14 protein-coding genes and 1 pseudogene are annotated in these 18,628 nt (G+C 40.7%); 6 read left to right on the top strand and 9 right to left on the bottom strand.

Annotated features, from left to right (window positions below; genetic code table 11):
* Positions 1-108: 108 nt before the first annotated feature.
* Positions 109-1,206: a vWA domain-containing protein gene (locus tag JN11_RS12120; protein WP_144912884.1), complete on the bottom strand. Its 1,098-nt coding sequence runs from the start codon at positions 1,204-1,206 to the stop codon at positions 109-111.
* A 199-nt stretch (positions 1,207-1,405) separates the two neighbouring features.
* The gene (locus JN11_RS12115; RefSeq protein ID WP_144912883.1) at positions 1,406-2,281 is read right to left on the bottom strand and encodes a carbohydrate kinase family protein; all 876 of its coding nucleotides are present in this window, start codon (positions 2,279-2,281) and stop codon (positions 1,406-1,408) included.
* A 59-nt stretch (positions 2,282-2,340) separates the two neighbouring features.
* On the opposite strand from JN11_RS12115, the gene JN11_RS12110 reads away from it, so the two are divergent.
* Positions 2,341-2,763, top strand: a complete 423-nt coding sequence (locus JN11_RS12110) for a YybH family protein (protein ID WP_144912881.1) — start codon at positions 2,341-2,343, stop codon at positions 2,761-2,763.
* Between the two features lie 85 nt (positions 2,764-2,848).
* Here JN11_RS12110 and JN11_RS12105 read toward each other — a convergent pair whose 3' ends face one another.
* The 5 genes and pseudogenes from JN11_RS12105 to hemW all read right to left on the bottom strand — a co-directional run bounded on the left by JN11_RS12105 (position 2,849) and on the right by hemW (position 7,359).
* Positions 2,849-3,730, bottom strand: coding sequence for a cupin-like domain-containing protein (locus JN11_RS12105; protein ID WP_144912879.1), 882 nt, complete (start codon positions 3,728-3,730; stop codon positions 2,849-2,851).
* Between the two features lie 123 nt (positions 3,731-3,853).
* Positions 3,854-4,396 (bottom strand): hypothetical protein, encoded by a 543-nt coding sequence (locus JN11_RS12100; RefSeq protein WP_144912878.1) that lies wholly within the window; start codon positions 4,394-4,396, stop codon positions 3,854-3,856.
* 62 nt (positions 4,397-4,458) lie between these two features.
* Positions 4,459-5,343, bottom strand: a pseudogene (locus JN11_RS12095) (cupin-like domain-containing protein).
* A gap of 222 nt (positions 5,344-5,565) precedes the next feature.
* Positions 5,566-6,114: a fasciclin domain-containing protein gene (locus tag JN11_RS12090; protein ID WP_144912876.1), complete on the bottom strand. Its 549-nt coding sequence runs from the start codon at positions 6,112-6,114 to the stop codon at positions 5,566-5,568.
* Positions 6,115-6,237: 123 nt separating this feature from the next.
* Positions 6,238-7,359 (bottom strand): radical SAM family heme chaperone HemW, encoded by a 1,122-nt coding sequence (hemW, locus tag JN11_RS12085; RefSeq protein ID WP_144912875.1) that lies wholly within the window; start codon positions 7,357-7,359, stop codon positions 6,238-6,240.
* A 334-nt stretch (positions 7,360-7,693) separates the two neighbouring features.
* On the opposite strand from hemW, the gene JN11_RS12080 reads away from it, so the two are divergent.
* On the top strand, positions 7,694-11,317 hold the full coding sequence (locus JN11_RS12080; protein WP_144912873.1) for a glycoside hydrolase family 2 protein: 3,624 nt from the start codon (positions 7,694-7,696) through the stop codon (positions 11,315-11,317).
* Positions 11,318-11,382: 65 nt separating this feature from the next.
* On the top strand, positions 11,383-14,739 hold the full coding sequence (locus JN11_RS12075) for a glycoside hydrolase family 2 protein (RefSeq protein WP_144912872.1): 3,357 nt from the start codon (positions 11,383-11,385) through the stop codon (positions 14,737-14,739).
* A 184-nt stretch (positions 14,740-14,923) separates the two neighbouring features.
* Here the strand turns inward: JN11_RS12075 and JN11_RS12070 are convergent, their stop codons facing one another.
* Positions 14,924-15,265 carry a winged helix-turn-helix transcriptional regulator gene (locus JN11_RS12070; RefSeq protein ID WP_144912870.1) on the bottom strand — a complete coding sequence of 114 codons (342 nt, stop codon included), beginning with the start codon at positions 15,263-15,265 and terminating at the stop codon, positions 14,924-14,926.
* Positions 15,266-15,373: 108 nt separating this feature from the next.
* Between JN11_RS12070 and JN11_RS12065 the strand changes: the two genes are divergently transcribed.
* Positions 15,374-16,258, top strand: a complete 885-nt coding sequence (locus tag JN11_RS12065; RefSeq protein ID WP_144912868.1) for a PhzF family phenazine biosynthesis protein — start codon at positions 15,374-15,376, stop codon at positions 16,256-16,258.
* Between the two features lie 62 nt (positions 16,259-16,320).
* On the opposite strand, the gene JN11_RS12060 is transcribed toward JN11_RS12065, so the two are convergent.
* Positions 16,321-16,704 (bottom strand): YrdB family protein, encoded by a 384-nt coding sequence (locus tag JN11_RS12060; RefSeq protein ID WP_144912867.1) that lies wholly within the window; start codon positions 16,702-16,704, stop codon positions 16,321-16,323.
* A gap of 141 nt (positions 16,705-16,845) precedes the next feature.
* Here JN11_RS12060 and JN11_RS12055 point away from each other — a divergent pair, with 141 nt between their 5' ends.
* Positions 16,846-17,838 (top strand): DUF4271 domain-containing protein, encoded by a 993-nt coding sequence (locus tag JN11_RS12055; RefSeq protein ID WP_170227748.1) that lies wholly within the window; start codon positions 16,846-16,848, stop codon positions 17,836-17,838.
* Between the two features lie 25 nt (positions 17,839-17,863).
* A complete protein-coding gene (locus tag JN11_RS12050) occupies positions 17,864-18,622 on the top strand; it encodes a uroporphyrinogen-III synthase (protein ID WP_394348825.1) in 759 nt (252 codons plus the stop codon).
* Positions 18,623-18,628 lie beyond the last annotated feature (6 nt).

Genomic DNA, 18,628 nt, shown 5'->3' with positions numbered 1-18,628 from the left:
GTCAATAGTCATTAATCATTCTGTCATTAGTCATTTTTAATCTGCAACCAAGTTTCCTGTTAGCTACAGATCATTAATCCGCACATTTAAAATCCTCACATTCGCACATTACCTTACGGTTTTTCTTCTGTTGCGGATGTAATCCTCAAAAATGTATTCGCCCAAACCATTCAGTGAGCTGTAAAAAGCTTTGCCGCCATTGGTTTCGGTAAATTTACGAACAAATTGCTGCAGGTAAGGGTCCTTCGCTATCATAAATGTGGTGATAGGTATTTTAAGCCTTTTGCATTGTGCAGCCATGTTAAGTGTTTTGTTTACCACTTTTCTATCCAACCCGATGCTGTTTTTATAATATTTGTTGCCTTCCTTTAAGCAGGTGGGCTTACCATCGGTAATCATAAATATTTGCTTGTTGTGGGTTTTGCGCCTACGCAGCAAATCTGTAGCTAATTCTAATCCTGCATACGTATTGGTATGATATGGGCCAACCTGCAGGTATGGTAAATCTTTTAGGGTGATGGGCCATGCATCGTTACCAAACACCACAATATCCAGAGTATCTTTAGGATACTTGGTTTTAATGAGTTCGGCCAGTGCCATTGCAACCTTTTTGGCAGGGGTTATCCTGTCTTCACCATAGAGAATCATGGAGTGCGAAATGTCAATCATCAACACGGTAGAGGTAAGAGTTTTATAATCCATTTCCTCCACTTCCAGGTCACGCTCGGTCATCATAAAATCGCCAATGCCGTGGTTTACCTGTGCGTTGTGGATAGACTGCGTCATGTTGATCTGATCCAGACTATCACCAAACTCAAACTCACGGCGCTCGGCATTCTTCTCATCGCCCTGACCTGATTGCGGTGAACGGTGATTTCCCTTGCCTGATTTTTTAAGCTTGCCAAATATTTCTTCCAGTGCCGATTCTCGGATACTTTGCTCTGTTTTGGCGGTTATTTTAATTTCGCCATTTTCATTATCGTCGCTTAGATAGCCTTTTTGCTTCAGATCATCGATGAAATTACCCATGCCATACTCGTCATTGGTAATGTTATATTGCTTATCCAGCTCGTTCATCCAGGCCAAAGCTTCGCCCGCATCACCCGCTGTGTAGTTAAGCAATTCTAAAAACAATTTTAATAGTTCCTCAAATCCACCTTTTGGGATTTCATTGGGTTTAAACTTCGAAAACTCAAAACCGCGCATATTTTACCCTTTCTGTTATAAAATAACGTATAATTTTTGTTAAAAGTTTCGGCTAAGCGCCATTAAACACAATTGTTATGAAAAGATGACAAAGTGCGAGGCGGTTTGCAGTGGGCAGTTTGCAGTATTTGATTTACAGTTTGCTGGCATTTTATAATTTGCAAATAGAACATCAATCATCTATTGCAAACTGCCCACTTTACTTTATTTTCAAGTAATTGACCTCATCTTCTCCATAAATCGGGTTAGCACCGCGTTTACCGGCTACAAAAGCACCTATGCGGCAGGCTTGTTCCAGTGTGACGGGCATGGGTTTGTTAGCCAGCAGGCCATTTACAAAAGTGGCTAAAAAGGCATCGCCTGCGCCAACGGTGTCAATCACATTTACGGTGTAGCCGGGGTGTTGGTAAAAGGCGTAATCGTGCCAAGCCATAGCGCCATGTTCGCCACGGGTTACGCAAATGGTTTTAGGGTGATATTTCTTTTGAAATTCTACGATGTTTTCTTTTAAATTATGGGTGTTGCCGCCTATCAGCAGTGCCGCTTCATCTTCATTCATCTTTACCACATCCGCACCGGCAACCAACGTTTCAATGGTGGATAATGTGTAATGCGGAGGACGCAGGTTTACATCAAACACCTTTAACGCTGTGGTTTCGTTGAGCAGGTTAAGCAAAGTATCGCGTGTGGTAACTTCGCGGCAAGCCAAACTACCATAAATAATAGCCGAAGCATTTATGGCTGCTTCATTCAGTGCTTCTGTAGTTTGAATATTATCCCATGATACGGGTTGAGGGATAATATAGGTAGCCTGTCCCTGTGCATCCAACTGAACGGTAACCTCACAGGTGAGTAACTTATTGTCTGTTTGTATCAGGTTGCTGTAAAGCCCGCCATCCTTTAAAAATTGAACTAATCCCTGTCCTGAAGTATCGTTGCCAACACGACTGGCAAAAAGCACATCAGCACCTTGCTGTGCCAAATGTCGTGCAACATTCATTGGGGCACCTCCGGCAACCTTTTCAGCGCCAAAGGCATCCCATAAAATTTCACCAAAACAGAGTATGTTTTTCATAATTGAGGCTTATCTACCAAAGCTAAAAGCTTTTTTGGTAAATTTATTTAAATTGCGGTATGAAGAAAACTATTCTGTTTTTTATATTGGTATTTGCCTGGTGCGGGGGGCTTTACGCACAAGATCGTCAGGCCATCCTCAATGTAATTGAAAAACAACGAATCGCCTGGAATAATGGCGATGTTGAAGGTTATATGCAAGGCTACTGGAAGTCTGACTCGCTGGTATTTGTTGGTAGCAGTGCGCCGGTACATGGCTGGCAAAGTACGCTTGATCGTTATAAAAAACACTACCCGGATAAGGCGGCTATGGGCCAGCTTACCTTCACTATTTTAAAGGTTGATGTGCTTGACAGTACCAACGCTTTTGTGCTGGGTGGCTGGAACCTTAAACGCGAAAAAGATGCCCCCGGTGGATATTTTACTTTATGGTTTAAAAAGATAAATGGCGAGTGGGTGATTGTTTGTGATCACACGAGTTAGAATTTTTGAGGAGGGATATATGGCACCAGCCAAATGATTTTAAAATGTAGGGAGACACAATGAGTTGTATCTCCCTACAATATCATTAATAAGGCTTCCCTGCAGCTAGTTCACGGTTTGCCCATTTAACGGCAAGTTTCTCGCGGAACTGTGCGTAGTTAGCTTTGAAAGCCATTTTTAGTACGCTGTCTAACCCGCCTTTTACGGCCAGGTTGTATACGCTGGCAGCTTTACGGCTAATGGATGCATCCCAGGCGCGTAAGCTAAGCGAATATCCGCCTTCCACATATTTCATCCAATGCCAGTAACCAGTAGGCATAAACAGGGTATCGCCATGTTCCAAAAATACTTCAATACCTTCTACACCATCCAGTGCGGGGAATTTTTTGATGTCGGGATTCAATACATCATAATCCTCCAGTGCATAAGTTGCATTTGGTATGCAGTATAAACGGCGTTTCCACTTATTTTCGAACAGGATGACCTGTTTTTTGCCACCAAAATGAGTATGGAAAATATGTGGCAAATCGATATCGTAATGTAAAAAAGTAACCGAGTTCGATCCGCCAAAAAACATAGATGGCATGCTTTCTAAAAAGCCACCCATCAGTTCTTTAGGGAATGCAATATCATCCAGTAGTTGTGGTGCCTGCTTAAATATATTGAAGAAAAAGATCCTTAGCTCTGTAGGCTGCGACATAATCAAATCGATATAATCATCAAAAGGCATTTCGGCAGCTGACGAGTTGATCGGTTTAGAGGGATCGGCTTTGGAGTTATCATACAGCGGGACAACTTTGCTACCAACAACTTGCTTTAAGTATTCGGGTGTCCATTTTTCGCGGGCAGCCCAATTGTTCGTAAGCCCCTTTATTACTAAGGGACGCCGGGGATCTAAATAGTTTTTTTTAAAATCAACAGGGTTGATATGATCAACGGTGTCAATAGGACCCAGTATAAAACTCATATTTATGTAATACCCTAATCAATATAAGTAAAAAAGAACTTATCGCAGGGGAATAACAAAAGAACGAAATAAAACGACGAAGTGTATTAATAAAATGTTAAATAGATTAAATTAAGCTAAAGATTACCTCATTTTTACCTTTCGCTTTGCAGGCTGCCGGCTTTTTTTATGGATAATTTTTGTGCTGAAATGTATGTTGCTGATATTTTCGAAGTCAATTTCGGTTACTTCTTTAGTAATAGATTTTTCGGACTCGATTGGTTGAATATAAACTGATTGGGGCAAAATTTTAACGATAGATGAATAAAGACTTACACCTTTATTGAATTCAACAGTTACATTCAGGCTATATTTTTTGAGGCTTTCAAAAATGCTTTCCCAGTTGGTTAAATCAATCGGATAGTTAATGCCAACCGTTTCAACCAAGCCACGCCATATCATTATTTTATGGTAGCGCCGATTCCAATTACTAAAATGAATTTTCTTTAGCATACTTACCGGAAAAATATGGAACCCTGTAAGTTTAAACCATCTTGTTTCCTGTAGTAAAACAAAATCGGTAGAATATCCGACTACATAACCATGGTTTGTTTTTTGCTGACCATTATCCCTTATGAATTTGGCGTGGAGCTTATTATCATAATGGTACTTTATTTTTTTAGACATAGTGATGCAAGGCAGCCTAAAGGTATAATAAAATTCAAAAAACTGCCTGTTTTATCGATAATTTATTGGGAGTCGGCGTTATTGGCTAAGGCCTTGTTTGCGCGTTTAATAGCAAGATTTTCCTTCCAGTCCATATATTTTAATCTGAAGTTTTTCTTCATTAAGTCGTCAAACTTGCGTTGTATGGTTAAATTGTATAGGCTTTTGGCTTTTATAGCCCATGATTTATCCCAGGCGCGTAAGGAAATGGAGAAAGATCCGTCGAGGTATTTCATCCAGTGTCAGTAACCTGTAGGCATAAAGAGGGTATCGCCATGCTCTAAGATAGCTTCCCGCCCTTCGATACCATCCAGCGCGGGGAATTTTTTAAAATCGGGATTTTCAATATCGTAATCTTCCAACGCGTAAGTAGCAAAAGGAATGCAATACAGGCGATCGCTCCATTTCTGATCAAATAGTATTACGTGTTTACGACCATTAAAGTGAGTGTGGAATATGTGAGCCAAATCAATATCATAATGCAGAAATGTAACCGACCCGGCTCCGCCAAAAAACATATTGGGGTATTTATCTAAAAAACCGCCCATCAGGTTAGTAGGGGAGCGGTAATCATCCAATAATGCTGGTGCATACTTAATGGGATCAAATAAAAAAATCCTTAAATCAGTAGGTTCTTTTTGTATCAGGTCAATATAGTCACCAAACTTCATCTCGGCGGCTGATGCGTTGATGGGTTTTGATGGATCAGCCTTTGAACTATCGTACAAAGGAACAATTTTATCGCCAACGGTTTCTTTCAGGTAATCAAAGGTCCATTTTTGTAATGCAGGCCAGCTTTGAGTAGCCTTACGGATAATTAGTGGCTTGCGGGGGATTAAATAATTGTTAATAAAATCTTCTTTACTTATATCATCAACGTGGTCGATAGGAGATAATTTCATGCTCATGTTCACAATTATTTAACAGGCAAAATTAAATAAATGATAAAAACGCAAAAACTTTCCTATTGTTTTTGATATTTTACTGACAAATTATTCAGGCTCTCAGTAGGCGGTTTGCTGTTATCGGTTTGCAGTTTTTTTGATTGTTATTACTTATCCCCTAAAAAAAGAAACCGCCCCGCATTAACTGCGAGACGGTATTAACTGCTAATTGAACGCTGCCAACTATTAGTTCGGTATTAATACTGCATTTATTACATGTATTACGCCATTACTTTGAAATACATCTGCAATGGTTATCCATGCTTTTCCGCCCTTTTCATCAACAAGGTATAATTTGCTTCCCTTTGCCATAACGGTTAAAGTACCACCTTCAACTGTTTTTAATTCGGCTTTGCCACCACCTGCAGCAACCTGTGCTTTTAAATCAGCAGCGCTTATACGACCTGCTACAACGTGGTAGGTTAATATTTTAGTTAAAGTGGCTTTGTTTTCGGGTTTTACCAGATTATCAACAGTACCTGCCGGTAGTTTGTCAAATGCTTCGTTAGTTGGAGCAAATACAGTGAATGGCCCTGCGGACTCTAATGTTTCAACTAAACCGGCTGCTTTTACTGCTGCAACCAGGGTGGTGTGATCTTTTGAATTTACAGCATTTTCAACAATGTTTTTGGTTGGATACATCGCTGCACCACCCACCATTTTTGTTTGAGCATTTGCTTGAGGCGCAATTGCAATAGCTGCTAATGCAAACGCCGCGATAATTAATTTTCTCATAAGTAATATTTTGATGTTTTGTTATTTAAGGGGAGATACGGGCAGATAATTGGTACGGATTTTTTTAACAGGTACTATCGCACTCCCAACGGTTGTAGGTACAGGTATTTGAACCTGTATTCATCAAAAAAATAGTTCTGAGGCAATATGGTCGGCGTATAGCTTACCAGTTTGGGTTAGGTTGATGATCTGGTCCTTCTGTTCAATCCAACCGTTTTCAAAATAGCGTTGTGCGGCAATGTTTAATTGCGACGAGGCAGCTTCAGCAATGGTATTTAGCTTATTTAAGTCAAGTCCCCAAATGGTACGCAGTGAGGTCATGATATATTCGTTTAGACGGTCGGTTTCGGTTAATATCTCGGTTTCTGATGGAATGGACGCTTGTTGAAGCGCCTGTATGTATTTGGTATTATTGGGAATGTTCCACTGCCGGGTTTCGCCATTAAAGGAGTGTGCCGATGGACCTATGCCCAGGTATTTTACGCCTTTCCAGTAATTGGAATTATGTTTGGAATAATGCCCCGGTTTGCAAAAGTTTGATATTTCGTAATGTTCAAAGCCTTGTTGCTGCATGGCATCCATCAATATTAAAAACTGGGCCGCACTTTGCTGGTCGTCCATTGCAGGCTGTTTTTTATTTTTGATGAATGTGGCCAGGGCCGTACGAGGTTCAACCGTCATGGAATAAGAGGATACATGCGGAACGTTCAGCTCAAAAACTTTTTCGAGGTTTTGCTTCCACTTCTGATCATTTAACAGCGGGTAACCATAAATCAGGTCGACTGTAATATTTTCAATGCCGGTATCCTGCGCCCTTTTTACCGATGATTCTGCTTCGTTCGCTTTATGTACCCGGTTCATCCATTTTAAGTCGTCATCAAAAAACGATTGAATGCCTATGCTTAAACGGTTAATATCCGTTTTACTAAGCAAGCTTAATTTCTCCCTGTCCAAATCATCGGGGTTGGCTTCTAAAGTAATTTCCGCATTTGATGATACCGTATGCAGATTGGTTATAGTACCCAGCAACAGATTAATTTCATCACTGCTTAGTACAGATGGGGTGCCGCCACCAAAGTAAATAGTTTCAATGGTTTCACCATCCAGATAACCTTTTTGTAGCTGTATTTCCTTTACAAGGGCTTGCAAAAGTTCGTCCTTGTATTTTAAGGAGGTGCTGAAATGAAAATCGCAATAATAACATGCCTGTTTGCAAAAAGGGATATGGATATAAATTCCGGCCATCAATTTTATTAATTCTGATAATGGCAAAGGTAAACGCAATTATGGTTCTTTAAGATTTTTGTTGATAAGGACTATTCTGATTTTGAGAGCCAGATTAGTGAGGCCGACAAGGATAAGCCTCAATAATAAAGGCGCTTCGCAATAAAAGAGAGGAAGAATTAAACCTTTCGGAACATAGTTATAAGCAACGTGTCAAAATAAATTATAACCTTCGGCATAATTTACGCAAGAGTAATTGTAATAAACCTGATATACTAATTGGGGTTAAGGCTTTGTTAATCTTTTATTAATGCATTAAAAGTAATTGCAGCAGTTTAACTACCTACAGTTACAAATGAGAAAAGACTTCTATACGTTACTAATCATCCTGTTTTTTATACCAATAACATCCAATCTTTTTGCCCAGGGTGATATTCGCCTGGACGAAAATTTCAATTCGCAAGTTGTAAAATATGAAAAAATTGGTCGGGGGATCTGCGAAATTAAAGACTCGGTATTAACCACCCATGATGCTTACTTATGTTTTGGCGAAAATAATTGGGCCGACTATGAAATTAAATTTAAAGGCCGTGTGCCCGATACTGCGAAGCAGGTTCAGCTTTGTGCAGGCTTCAGGGCAGCTAACCGCGACGACCGCTATATCCTGATGCTCAAAGGGGGTAATGAAAAGTTTTTATACCTGGCGCGATTGGGCTATATGGGGTCTGATGATTTTCTGGCGCTGCGCGAACTCGATTTTCAACCCGAACCCGGTAAATGGTATGATTTTAAGCTCCAGATTGCGGGAAACCGCATCCGTGTTTATTTGAACAACGAATCTCTGCCCCGTATAGATGTAATAGATAAGCTAACTGCGCTGGCCCCGGCTGGTAAAGTTACTTTAGGCGGTAGCTGGATAGCCAATGAGTTTAAGGAGCTTACAATTACATCGATCAATAAAAATGAATTACAGGGCCTGCCGATAAAAGAATATGCTTTGCCACCCGTTGATAAAGTTGCCTTGCGTAAAAAACAGCGCGCAGGGTATAAGCCTATTGAAATTAAGCAAAGCGGCGAAGGTCGTACAGATATTTCACTTAACGGACGCTGGCTGTTTTCGCCTAGTTATGAAATCGGTAACGAGAATGATGCCGTATCGCCCTCACATAGCGACAACGATTGGCACGTAATGACGGTGCCCAATTTCTGGAACCCGCTGCGGGTATGGCAGCATGGTGAACGTTACAATACGGCCAGCAAGGGTGTAGCCGACAACTTTTACCAGAAAGAAATTGATAGGTGCGAGAGTTATACTTTCGATTATAAGAAAACAAGTGTGGGCTGGTACCGGCAATGGCTTGTTTTACCTGCCGATATCGAGGGCAAAAATATGCAACTCACTTTCGATGCAGTATCTAAAGTGGCGGAAGTATGGGTTAATGGTAAAAAGGCCGGCAACCATGTAGGTATGTTCGGCGATTTTAAGTTGGATGTGAGCAGCCTGCTAAAGCCTGGTAAAAACCTGATAGCAGTAAAGGTAATACGCGATTATGTGAAAGATATTAAGGATGCTGATAAAATAGCCGGTGTAGCTGTAACTGTTGAAGTTACCCAAAAGATGATGAAAGACCTTGCGCATGGCTTTTTTGACGATGACCCGGCCGGGATATGGCAACCGGTCACTCTAACCATTAGCAATCCTGTAAGAATAGAAGATGTATTTATTAAACCCAGCCTTACCGGTGCCGAATTTAATGTTACTGTTAAAAACAATGATCAAACCTCAACCTTGTTCTCAATTTCAACTGCTATTGATGGCGTAAAGTTTAAAGATGCACTCTATAACGTAGTATCGTTAAAACAACTGGTACTAAAACCGGGCGAAACCAAAATGTTTACTTACAGCATTGATGGATTAAAGCCACAACTATGGTCGCCAGATCATCCGAACCTGTACAACTTTAAGTTCGATTTATCTGCTGACGGTAAACAGATCGATGAAAAAGTGATTAGATCGGGTTTCCGCACATTTAAGGCCATTGGCGATTACTTCTACCTGAACGGTAAACGTTACTGGCTGCGCGGCGGGAATCAAACCGCTATGCCCCTGGCACCCAATGATACAGCTATGGCCAATAAATTCTGCCAGTTGATGAAGGAGGGCAACATAATGGTTACGCGTACACATACGGTACCGTATGATGAAACATGGATGAATGCATCTGACGAGAATGGGATAGGTGTAAGCTATGAAGGGACCTGGCCATGGCTATTCCTGGAAAGTAGCATGCCTTCTTCCGAATTGGTGAATCTGTGGAAGAATGAGTTTTATGATCTGCTGAAAAAATACCGCAACCACCCATCGCTTTTGCTTTGGACCATGAACAACGAGATGAAATTTTATGATAATGACCCCGATACAGAACGGGCGATGATCAAAATGAAAACTATATCTGATGTAGTTAAAGCCATGAGGATAATTGACCCAACCCGGCCCATAGTGTTCGATTCTAATTACCGCCGGAACACTAAACGTTTTGGAGCTGATTTTTATAAGGATATTGATGATGGTGATATTGATGACCCACATGCCTATTATAATTGGTACGATTACTCGATCTTCAATTTCTTTAGGGGTGAATGGCAAAAAAATAATAAGAATGACGGACGTCCGCTAATATCCCAAGAGATGTCGACAGGGTACACTGACGAAACAGGTCATCCTACACGTTACTATACTTATGTGCATCAGAACCCGGCTTCGTTGGTGGGGAAATTTGCCTATGAATACAACGATCCCTATTACTTTTTAACTACACAGGCCTTTATTACAAAAGAGTTGGGTGAAGCGCTTCGCCGAAGCGACGACCGTTCGGCAGGGATACTGCATTTCTCTACCTTAACCTGGTTTGCCAATGTAGATATGGTTAATGAAATTAAGCCATGGCCAGTTTATTACGAAATGAAGAAGGCCCTGCAACCGGTACTGGTTACCGCCGAACTGTGGGGAAGGCATTTTTATGCAGGCGCTAAACTTCCGACACAGATCTGTATTGTGAATGACAAGGAAGACGGTTCTGCACTGGCGCCATCCATTCTGGAATGGCAATTGGTGGGCAATGATAACCACAAGATTTCCGAAGGCGAATTGGAAATACCTGCGGTTGAACATTACGGCCGCAAATGGATTGATCCTCAGATTACAGTTCCGCTTAATTTACCTACAAGTCGTGTTGATGGCAAGTTGTTGCTTAAACTGACAGAGAACGGCAAAACAGTTTCGGAAAACAGTTACGATTTACTAATGATGAAAAAAGAAGGCATAACTTCTGATGTATTAAGCAACAAAAAAATTGTCGTATTGGATCGAAACAAGGGCCTAAACGCTGCGCTCAGTTTTTTGAGTGTACATTATACTTCGGCTGCGTCGGTAGCTGATCTCATCCATCAAAAGGCTGATGTTTACATCCTGTCCGGCTTAGATTCTGTGAATACCAATGCTGCCGAAACGCAGCAGATTAAAACCCTACTTGCCGCTGGTTATAATGTGTTGATCTCTGACTGCGGTAACTTTGTGCATACGCTTTACCCCGAATATATACGTGGCATTGTAAAGGAAGATGGGGAGGTGGCCAATATGGAAGTCCCGGAATCTCCACTTTTTAATGGTCTCGAACCGCTGGATATCCGCAACTTTAATAACAACCAGCGCGAAATGCCTTCGGTAATGGAAGGAGCTTTCCGTATTAATCGTAATAGCAATTTGGTACAGCTGGCATCTTTTACTAAAGTGCACGGTTACCTGCCCGGCGATGTTAACGAGAGGATGAACCGTCTGGATAAAATCAAAGGTTTCCCAATTGTAAAGATCACGAATGGGGGAAAGGTTATCCTGTCGCAGATGAGATTAGATAAAACCCTCACGGACCCTGTTGCCGGAAAGTTACTAATTAACATGCTAACCGACCTTGCTCAATAAGGTTCTTCTTATAAGCTAAAAAGGTCAACTTAAACATAATATCCTTCCAAATATTATTAAGAGATATGAATAAAACGATTTTCTTAGGGTTTGCACTGATCTTGTCTTCCTCATTTTGTTACGGCCAGCATCAGGAATATGCGGGTGTTTTTGCCCCTTCTGAAAGCCTGGTGAAGCCATCAGAAAAGCCATATCGGGAAGATATATGCCTCAACGGATCATGGCAGTTTCAGCCGGTTCAATTGCCTGCAGGGTTCAATGAAGGTGTTGATCCGACGCCAGTACTTCCACGTGCGCAGGCTGATGCCTGGGCTAAAACACCAATCCGTATTCCATCGCCATGGAACGTGAACAGTTTTGCAGATAATCATGGGGAAGGAGGTGATTTTCGGACTTATCCAAGTTACCCAAAAGCATGGGAAGGTATAAAAATGGGTTGGTTAAAACGCACTTTTCATGTGCCAGAAAACTGGAAAGGCCGCCATCTGGTGTTACATTTTGAAGCCATTGCAGGCGATGCGGAAATTTGGGTGAACGGTAAATCTGCTGGTACCCATTTCGGTATCTTTCTTCCTTTTGATATCGATGTTACCAAACTGATACTCCCCGGAGAACAGAATGAGATCGCTGTTGGTATCCGTAAGGCTTCGCTTTTCGACAAAAAAGGTAAATATGGCCGCAGAACATACCAGGCGGGCTCATTCTGGGGACAACATATTGCCGGGATATGGCAGGATGTTTACATCGAAGCTTTACCACAGACGCGTGTATCCAATGTTTACATCAAACCCAAAGTACATGAAGATAAACTGGAGGTTGAGGTAACGGCGATAAATGATGAAAATAAAAGTGTTGATGTTACCATTGGAGCCGATGCGCTTCAATGCATCAACAGAAATAATCATTCGGTTGATGATGATGCAATTCCGGCTATGGGCCTGGCTGCTAATGTTTCACTCAATATTCCGGCTGTAAAAGTAAAGGTGCCTGCACATAGCGAAATCAAAGTTTTACTCACAGCCAACGTAAATGGACAGCTCAAAACATGGTCACCCGAGAGTCCTAACCTGTATGGCCTGATTTTGAAAACAACGATTGATGGAAAAACTACAGATCAGAAATATACCCGTTTTGGCTGGCGCGAAATAACATTCAATGGCAGCAAGGTATTGCTCAATGGAAAGCCAATGGTAATGAAAGGCGATTCATGGCATTTTCTGGGCATTCCGCAAATGACCCGCCGTTATGCTGTAGCCTGGTTTAAAGCCATGCGCGATGCCAATTTAAATACTGTACGCTTGCATGCCCAGCCCTATCCATCTTTTTATCTGGATGTGGCCGACGAAATGGGTATCCTGGTGCTCGACGAAACCGCAATATGGGCCAGTGATGGCGGCCCCAAAATGGATGATTCGAATTTTTGGGCCGATACTAAAAATCATGTTTCAGAACTGATCATGAGGGATAGGAATCATCCCAGCGTTTTTGGCTGGAGCGTGTCTAACGAAGTAATGCCTGTGGTAACCAACGTGATGCATAACCCACCGGGAGTCAAAGATACTTTGGTTAAATATTATGGTATTTGGGCGGAGATTTGCCACAAATTAGACCCATCGCGTTCATGGGTATCTGCCGATGGGGAGGACGATGGAGAGGGGCGCTTTCCAGATTATGTGGTTCATTATGGCGGCCCGGCAGCTATGGACCGCGGTAAAGTGAGCGGCAAGCCCTGGGGGGTAGGCGAGGCCGGTAATGCTTATTATGGTACCCCCGAGCGGGTTGCCGAAACCAATGGTAATCGTGCTTATGAATCTTTTCTGGGCCGGATGGAAGGCGTAGCGACTGATTCTTATGCAATTTTAGTTAATGAACGTGAAAGGGATGCGGTTTATCGGAGCGTATTTAACCTCGTTTGGTATGGCTTAAAACCGCTGCCATTAGGATTGAAGGACACAAGTCGGCCGCTAACCCTAAATGATGGTATTTACTTTACATCTTTTAAAGAAAACCAGCCGGGGGTACAGCCCGAACGCCTGGGGCCTTATAGTACTACCCTTAACCCTGGTTACGACCCTACATTACCTATGTATGAAACCTGGCCGCTGTTTGATGCCATTAAAGATGCCGCAGCCGAACCGCTTGCTGGGGCTGACAAATGGACTGTAAAAAAGGCTGTGACCCACGTTGCCGAAACGCGCGTGGCTGTTAAGTCGGTAAAATTACTTACAGGCACGGGTAGCACATTGGCGGCCGAGTTGAAAAAAGCCGGTGTGCCATTGGATAAGCTATACAAAGAGAAAGTTCCGGAAATGTTATTTATTGATGGAGTGCATCCGCCCAAAGCCGATAGTAAATTATCAATTGATAAAGTACTTCATAATGGTGGAACTGTTTTTGTTTGGGGGGCAGATACCACTAATCTCTCTGCCTTAAACGGGCTGCTGCCTGCTCTGTTAAGTGTAACAGAGCGTTCGGGTTCGTCTTTATTGCCGGTTATAAAAGACAGCCTTACCACGGGGATAAATAATGCCGATCTGTATTTTTCGGAATTAAAACCAGCTGAAATTGTTACCCATGGACTTGGCGGACCACTGGTTGAGCAAAGTAATATATTGCTTACTGTTAACCATACCGACTGGTTGAAATGGAACAAGCAGCCAGAGTATGCCAAAACGGCTATGATAGTGCGCTCCGAAAGGGAAACACAGCCATCGGGCGTGGTATTAATTAAGAAACACGAAGGCAATGGCACTTTAATTGTAACCACCTTACCATCGGCTCCTAAACTGGCAAAGGGCGAAAAACTCATAAGGCAAATATTGACCAATGCCGGTGTGCCGCTTGATATAGAAAATAGTGATGATAAGCCATTGCTAAAGGATGGTACCATTGTACGGGAGCTGTTTTTGGGCAATTTTGCTGTTAAATCTTTAAATGATGGAGTGGAAACTCGCTTTATAGATCCCAACGATGGTGAAAAAATGCATCAGGGCGTTGTAATGAATGACAGGGTCTGGAGTCCAGTATTTAACGAAAAAAGTATAGCCGATATTTCCGCTGTTAAAACAGAAGGACCGCATAATAATGCCGTCGCTTATCTAAGCTTTTGGGTGTCGAGTTCCAGATCACTGGAAGACCTGTTAATAGAACCTAATATCCCAATTATAAATATGAAGGTATCAGCAAGTGATGCCGTGCAGGTATTTCTTAATGGTAAAATGATTATCAATAATATCCGTACCGGAAGTTATGACGATGGAAAAGCAAAAGCTTTTGCAAAAGAACTCCCTTTAAAACAAGGATGGAATCACTTTTTAATCAAACTGATCCAGGTAGATGGTAAGTGGCAGTTCTCGGGGCAGTTAACCAGTAATCAACCCGCTTTTTTGTCAGCGCTGGTATCAGCGCTCGAAAAGCCATAATTACTAAGCTATTTTAATTAGCCTGCCGATGATTTTGTTATCATATTGCATAAACCCCGTTAAATTGACCCCTCTTCGCCGATTTTGATTTGACCACTTTTACTTGTGATAACGAATAAGTTATTAGGAATTTGCAAATCGGTGAAGAGGAGTAAAGAGATTGGTATTTCCACCAGCCATCTGTTTACTTTATCTTTTGCCTGTGATTTAGTCCCCACTGAACCAGCGTTTCTGTTACCGGAAAAACACTCTTGCCATATTCTGTTATTGCATAGTTTACCGTAATGGGTCTGGTGTTCATTACTGTTCTGGTTATAAGTAGATTAGTTTCCAAATCCTGTAATTCCTTTGAAAGCATTTTTGCTGATATTCCTTCTACTTCGCGCTGGATCTTTTTGAACGTGTTGGTTTCAGTAATATGATTATTTAAATGACGCATAATTCTAAGTTTCCATTTGCCGCCTAATATCTCCAGGCTATCGCGGATGGCAATTAACTCTTGCTCGCAGGTTGCTTCTTGTTTCATCAGACTTTTTATATGAAGATAGTTAACAAATGGTAACCGGTTACCTTTAGTTAACCGATAATAAAGGTAAACTATTAGTGCCTAATTTTGAATATAAATAATAAGCGAATGAAAATACTAGATTATTATGTTGTTGATGTGTTTACAGACAGCAGGTACAAAGGCAACCAACTTTCTGTAGTGTATATTGATGAAGAACTTGATATTAACCAGTATTACGATATCTCCCGGGAATTTGGCTATTCGGAGACCTCTTTTGTGAATTATTCAATAGCAGAAAATGTTTTTAAAGTACGCTCATTTACAAAGGCAAACCACGAGGTTATTGGCGCAGGACACAATCTGCTGGGCGCAGTATGTTTGGCATTACTTAAGGAATGGGACATTTTTAAACATCAGGGTACCGAACCTCATGTGATGATAAAAGATGATAAAATCCTATTAAAAATTATTGAGCAGGATGGTTTACCCTACGTTGGAATGAAACAGCGTCCTGCCGAAATTGTTAAAACAGTACCAGCAGAATTTATTGCTCCGGCTCTTGGATTAAGTGTTGCTGACCTTGACCTGAATGGCTGGGACATTAATATCGTTAAGACTGAAGTAGCACATCTGATGGTTCCTGTAAAGAATAGCTCACTGTTAAAGAATGCTATTTCTCACAAATCTTTGTTAAAGAAAGCTTCTGAGAAATTTGGTTTTGAGGGCTGTTATTTATTTACAACAAATCGTCCAGACAATGATATCCTGGCAGAAGCGAGATTTTTTAATCCCAGTATTGGGATTGATGAAGATCCGGCTACGGGTACAGCTGCCGGTCCATTAGCAGGATACTTGCAAAAACTTGGTTATATTAGCAAAGACAAGGACTTTCGGATATTACAAGGGGAATACGTGAATCAACCGTCTATCATTCATGTAAAAGTAGTAGATGATGGAATTTGGATAAGTGGTTCCTCTGTAATTGTAATGGAAGGGAAACTTTATTTATGAAAGGTTAATCCCGAAAGCCGCAAACTGAACATAGAAAATAACCTGGAAAGTGCCGAACACATTTATTTAACAAATCCATTGTATGGCTTATTCCTCAGCATGGCCCAGGTTCTGTCGTACGAAACAATATAATGAAGCAACACAACTACAGCCATTATAATTGAAAGTTGAATGTATCCGCAGGCGTATAATCCCCATACAGCTAAACTAAACAAGAACCATTCAAGTAATAGTCTTATTACCCCGCGAGTAACAACCGGGGCAGGCTTCGGATCATTTGGAATACGGAATATTCCCCATAAAATTGCCGCAATTACAGGTATTGCAAGAGCTAAAATATACCTTGTCCAGTTTTCTGTGATATGTAAGCCACAGTATGCCAGTGCAATAAGCATAACTATTTCCAAAAAAAACCGTAAACCCAAATTTAGCGGATGAGTATTCATCGCCCGAGAATGATTAAAATAAGTGGCTAAATTAATACTAAATTAATTGTCGGTCTATAAAACAACCAATTATTAAGGTATTTTTGCAGCAAAATAATAAAGGTATATCCCTGATAAATGCGTTTAACTATTTTTTGCTTTTTGTTGATATTACTTAGATACACCGCTGGCTTTGCCCAGCAGGATTCAACTATTGTGCAGCACCCTGATACTGCCAAACAAAAAGATTCAGCAGCTCCAAAACAAAGTAATAGTACAATAGCTGTTCAAACCCCATATATTGATTCATTATTACGTGATTCTGTAAAGAATGCAGATCGCCAGCAATTTCTTGCAGATTCTTTTGCTATGATATACCTTAAGGTTGATTCAAACAGGAAGAATAATGTCGTTAATAATATTTTCAGGGCCGGTTTATCCTATGATGATTTGCAAGCCACATCACGTTCTGCCCAAAAAATTGCATTAAGAGGCGGATTACTTCGAGTGGTACGTGACCCATGGATTATAACAGCTTTAATTGCATTATTCATATTTACAGCTTTGTTAAATCTGTTTTTTGGCAGAGATATAGCGAGTGTTATACAATCTTTTTACAGTAAACAGGCATTTTCCCAAATAGATTTTGGTGGCGGATTGATTAATTCATGGGCATTTATTGGTCTGTTTATTTTATTCAGCACAGCCTTTGGTTTGGTTCTATATCAGGTAGCTGAATATAACAATGTTTATTTTTATTATGATTTAAGTGATGTACAGCTTTTTCTTGTGCTTTCATTAATTATTGCGTTGTTGTTTGCTGTTAAATTCCTGATACTTAAGTTTTTAGGTTTTGTATTTGATATAAATCAAGTTGTAAGCCAATATATATCTATATTAAATTTAACCTACTTTAATATAGCTTTTGTGTTATTGGCAGTAGCTGCATGTTTTACTTTGCTGGCCAGTCGTTTTATACCTTTATTGTTAAATTGTACTATAATAGTAGTAGCAATAATTTTCATTTGGCAGTATTTAAGAAATAGCGTAAGCATTATTTCAAATTTTAGATTTCATAAGTTTTATTTATTTATCTATCTTTGTGCCCTCGAAATTTGCCCTATTTTAATATTGATTAAGTCACTTAATATATAGCTTTTAGGAGTTACACACATTGAATTTGGAAGAGAGAAAGAAAAGGGTTAAAAGTATTTTGGTTACTTTGCCTAAACCTGAGAATGATAAAAATCCATACGCTGAGCTTGCAAAAAAGCTCAACCTGAAAATTGATTTCAGATCATTTATCCATGTTGAGGGTGTGCCTGCTAAGGATTTTCGTAAGGAAAAAATAAATCTGGCTGATTTTAGTGCAGTGATTTTTACCAGTCGTAATTCTGCTGATCATTTTTTCAGGATATGTGAGGAGATGCGATTTGAGGTACCGGTAGAAATGAAATATTTCTGCTTATCGGAAACTATTGCCTTATATCTTCAGAAGTATATTCAGTATAGAAAAAGGAAGATATTTTTTGGCAAACAAACCGCTTCAGATCTGGCTGAAGTATTAAAAAAACATTCGGGCGAAAAGTTTCTTTATCCATGCTCTGATGTTGCAGCTGAAGAGACTCAAAAATTTCTGCTCGAAAACGGTTACAACTTCACACCTGCAGTGCTTTTCCGTACCGTTTGCAGTGATCTTTCTGACCTGGCCGACGTATTTTATGATGTAATTGCTTTTTTTAGTCCATCAAGCATACAATCGTTGTATAAAAACTTCCCCGATTTTAAGCAAAATAATACCCGTATTGCAGCCTTTGGTGCTACTACTCATAAGGCTGTACTGGAAGCAGGATTGATTTTGGATATACCTGCACCTACACCTGCGGCTCCATCAATGACAATGGCTATTGATCAATATGTTAAGCAGGTAAATAAATAACTCCCC

Origin of the sequence: Mucilaginibacter frigoritolerans (assembly GCF_007830615.1) — a bacterium.
GTDB classification, from domain to species: Bacteria; Bacteroidota; Bacteroidia; order Sphingobacteriales; family Sphingobacteriaceae; genus Mucilaginibacter; species Mucilaginibacter frigoritolerans.
Note: the sequence above shows the minus strand (reverse complement) of the source record. Positions and strands in the feature narration are given on the sequence as shown.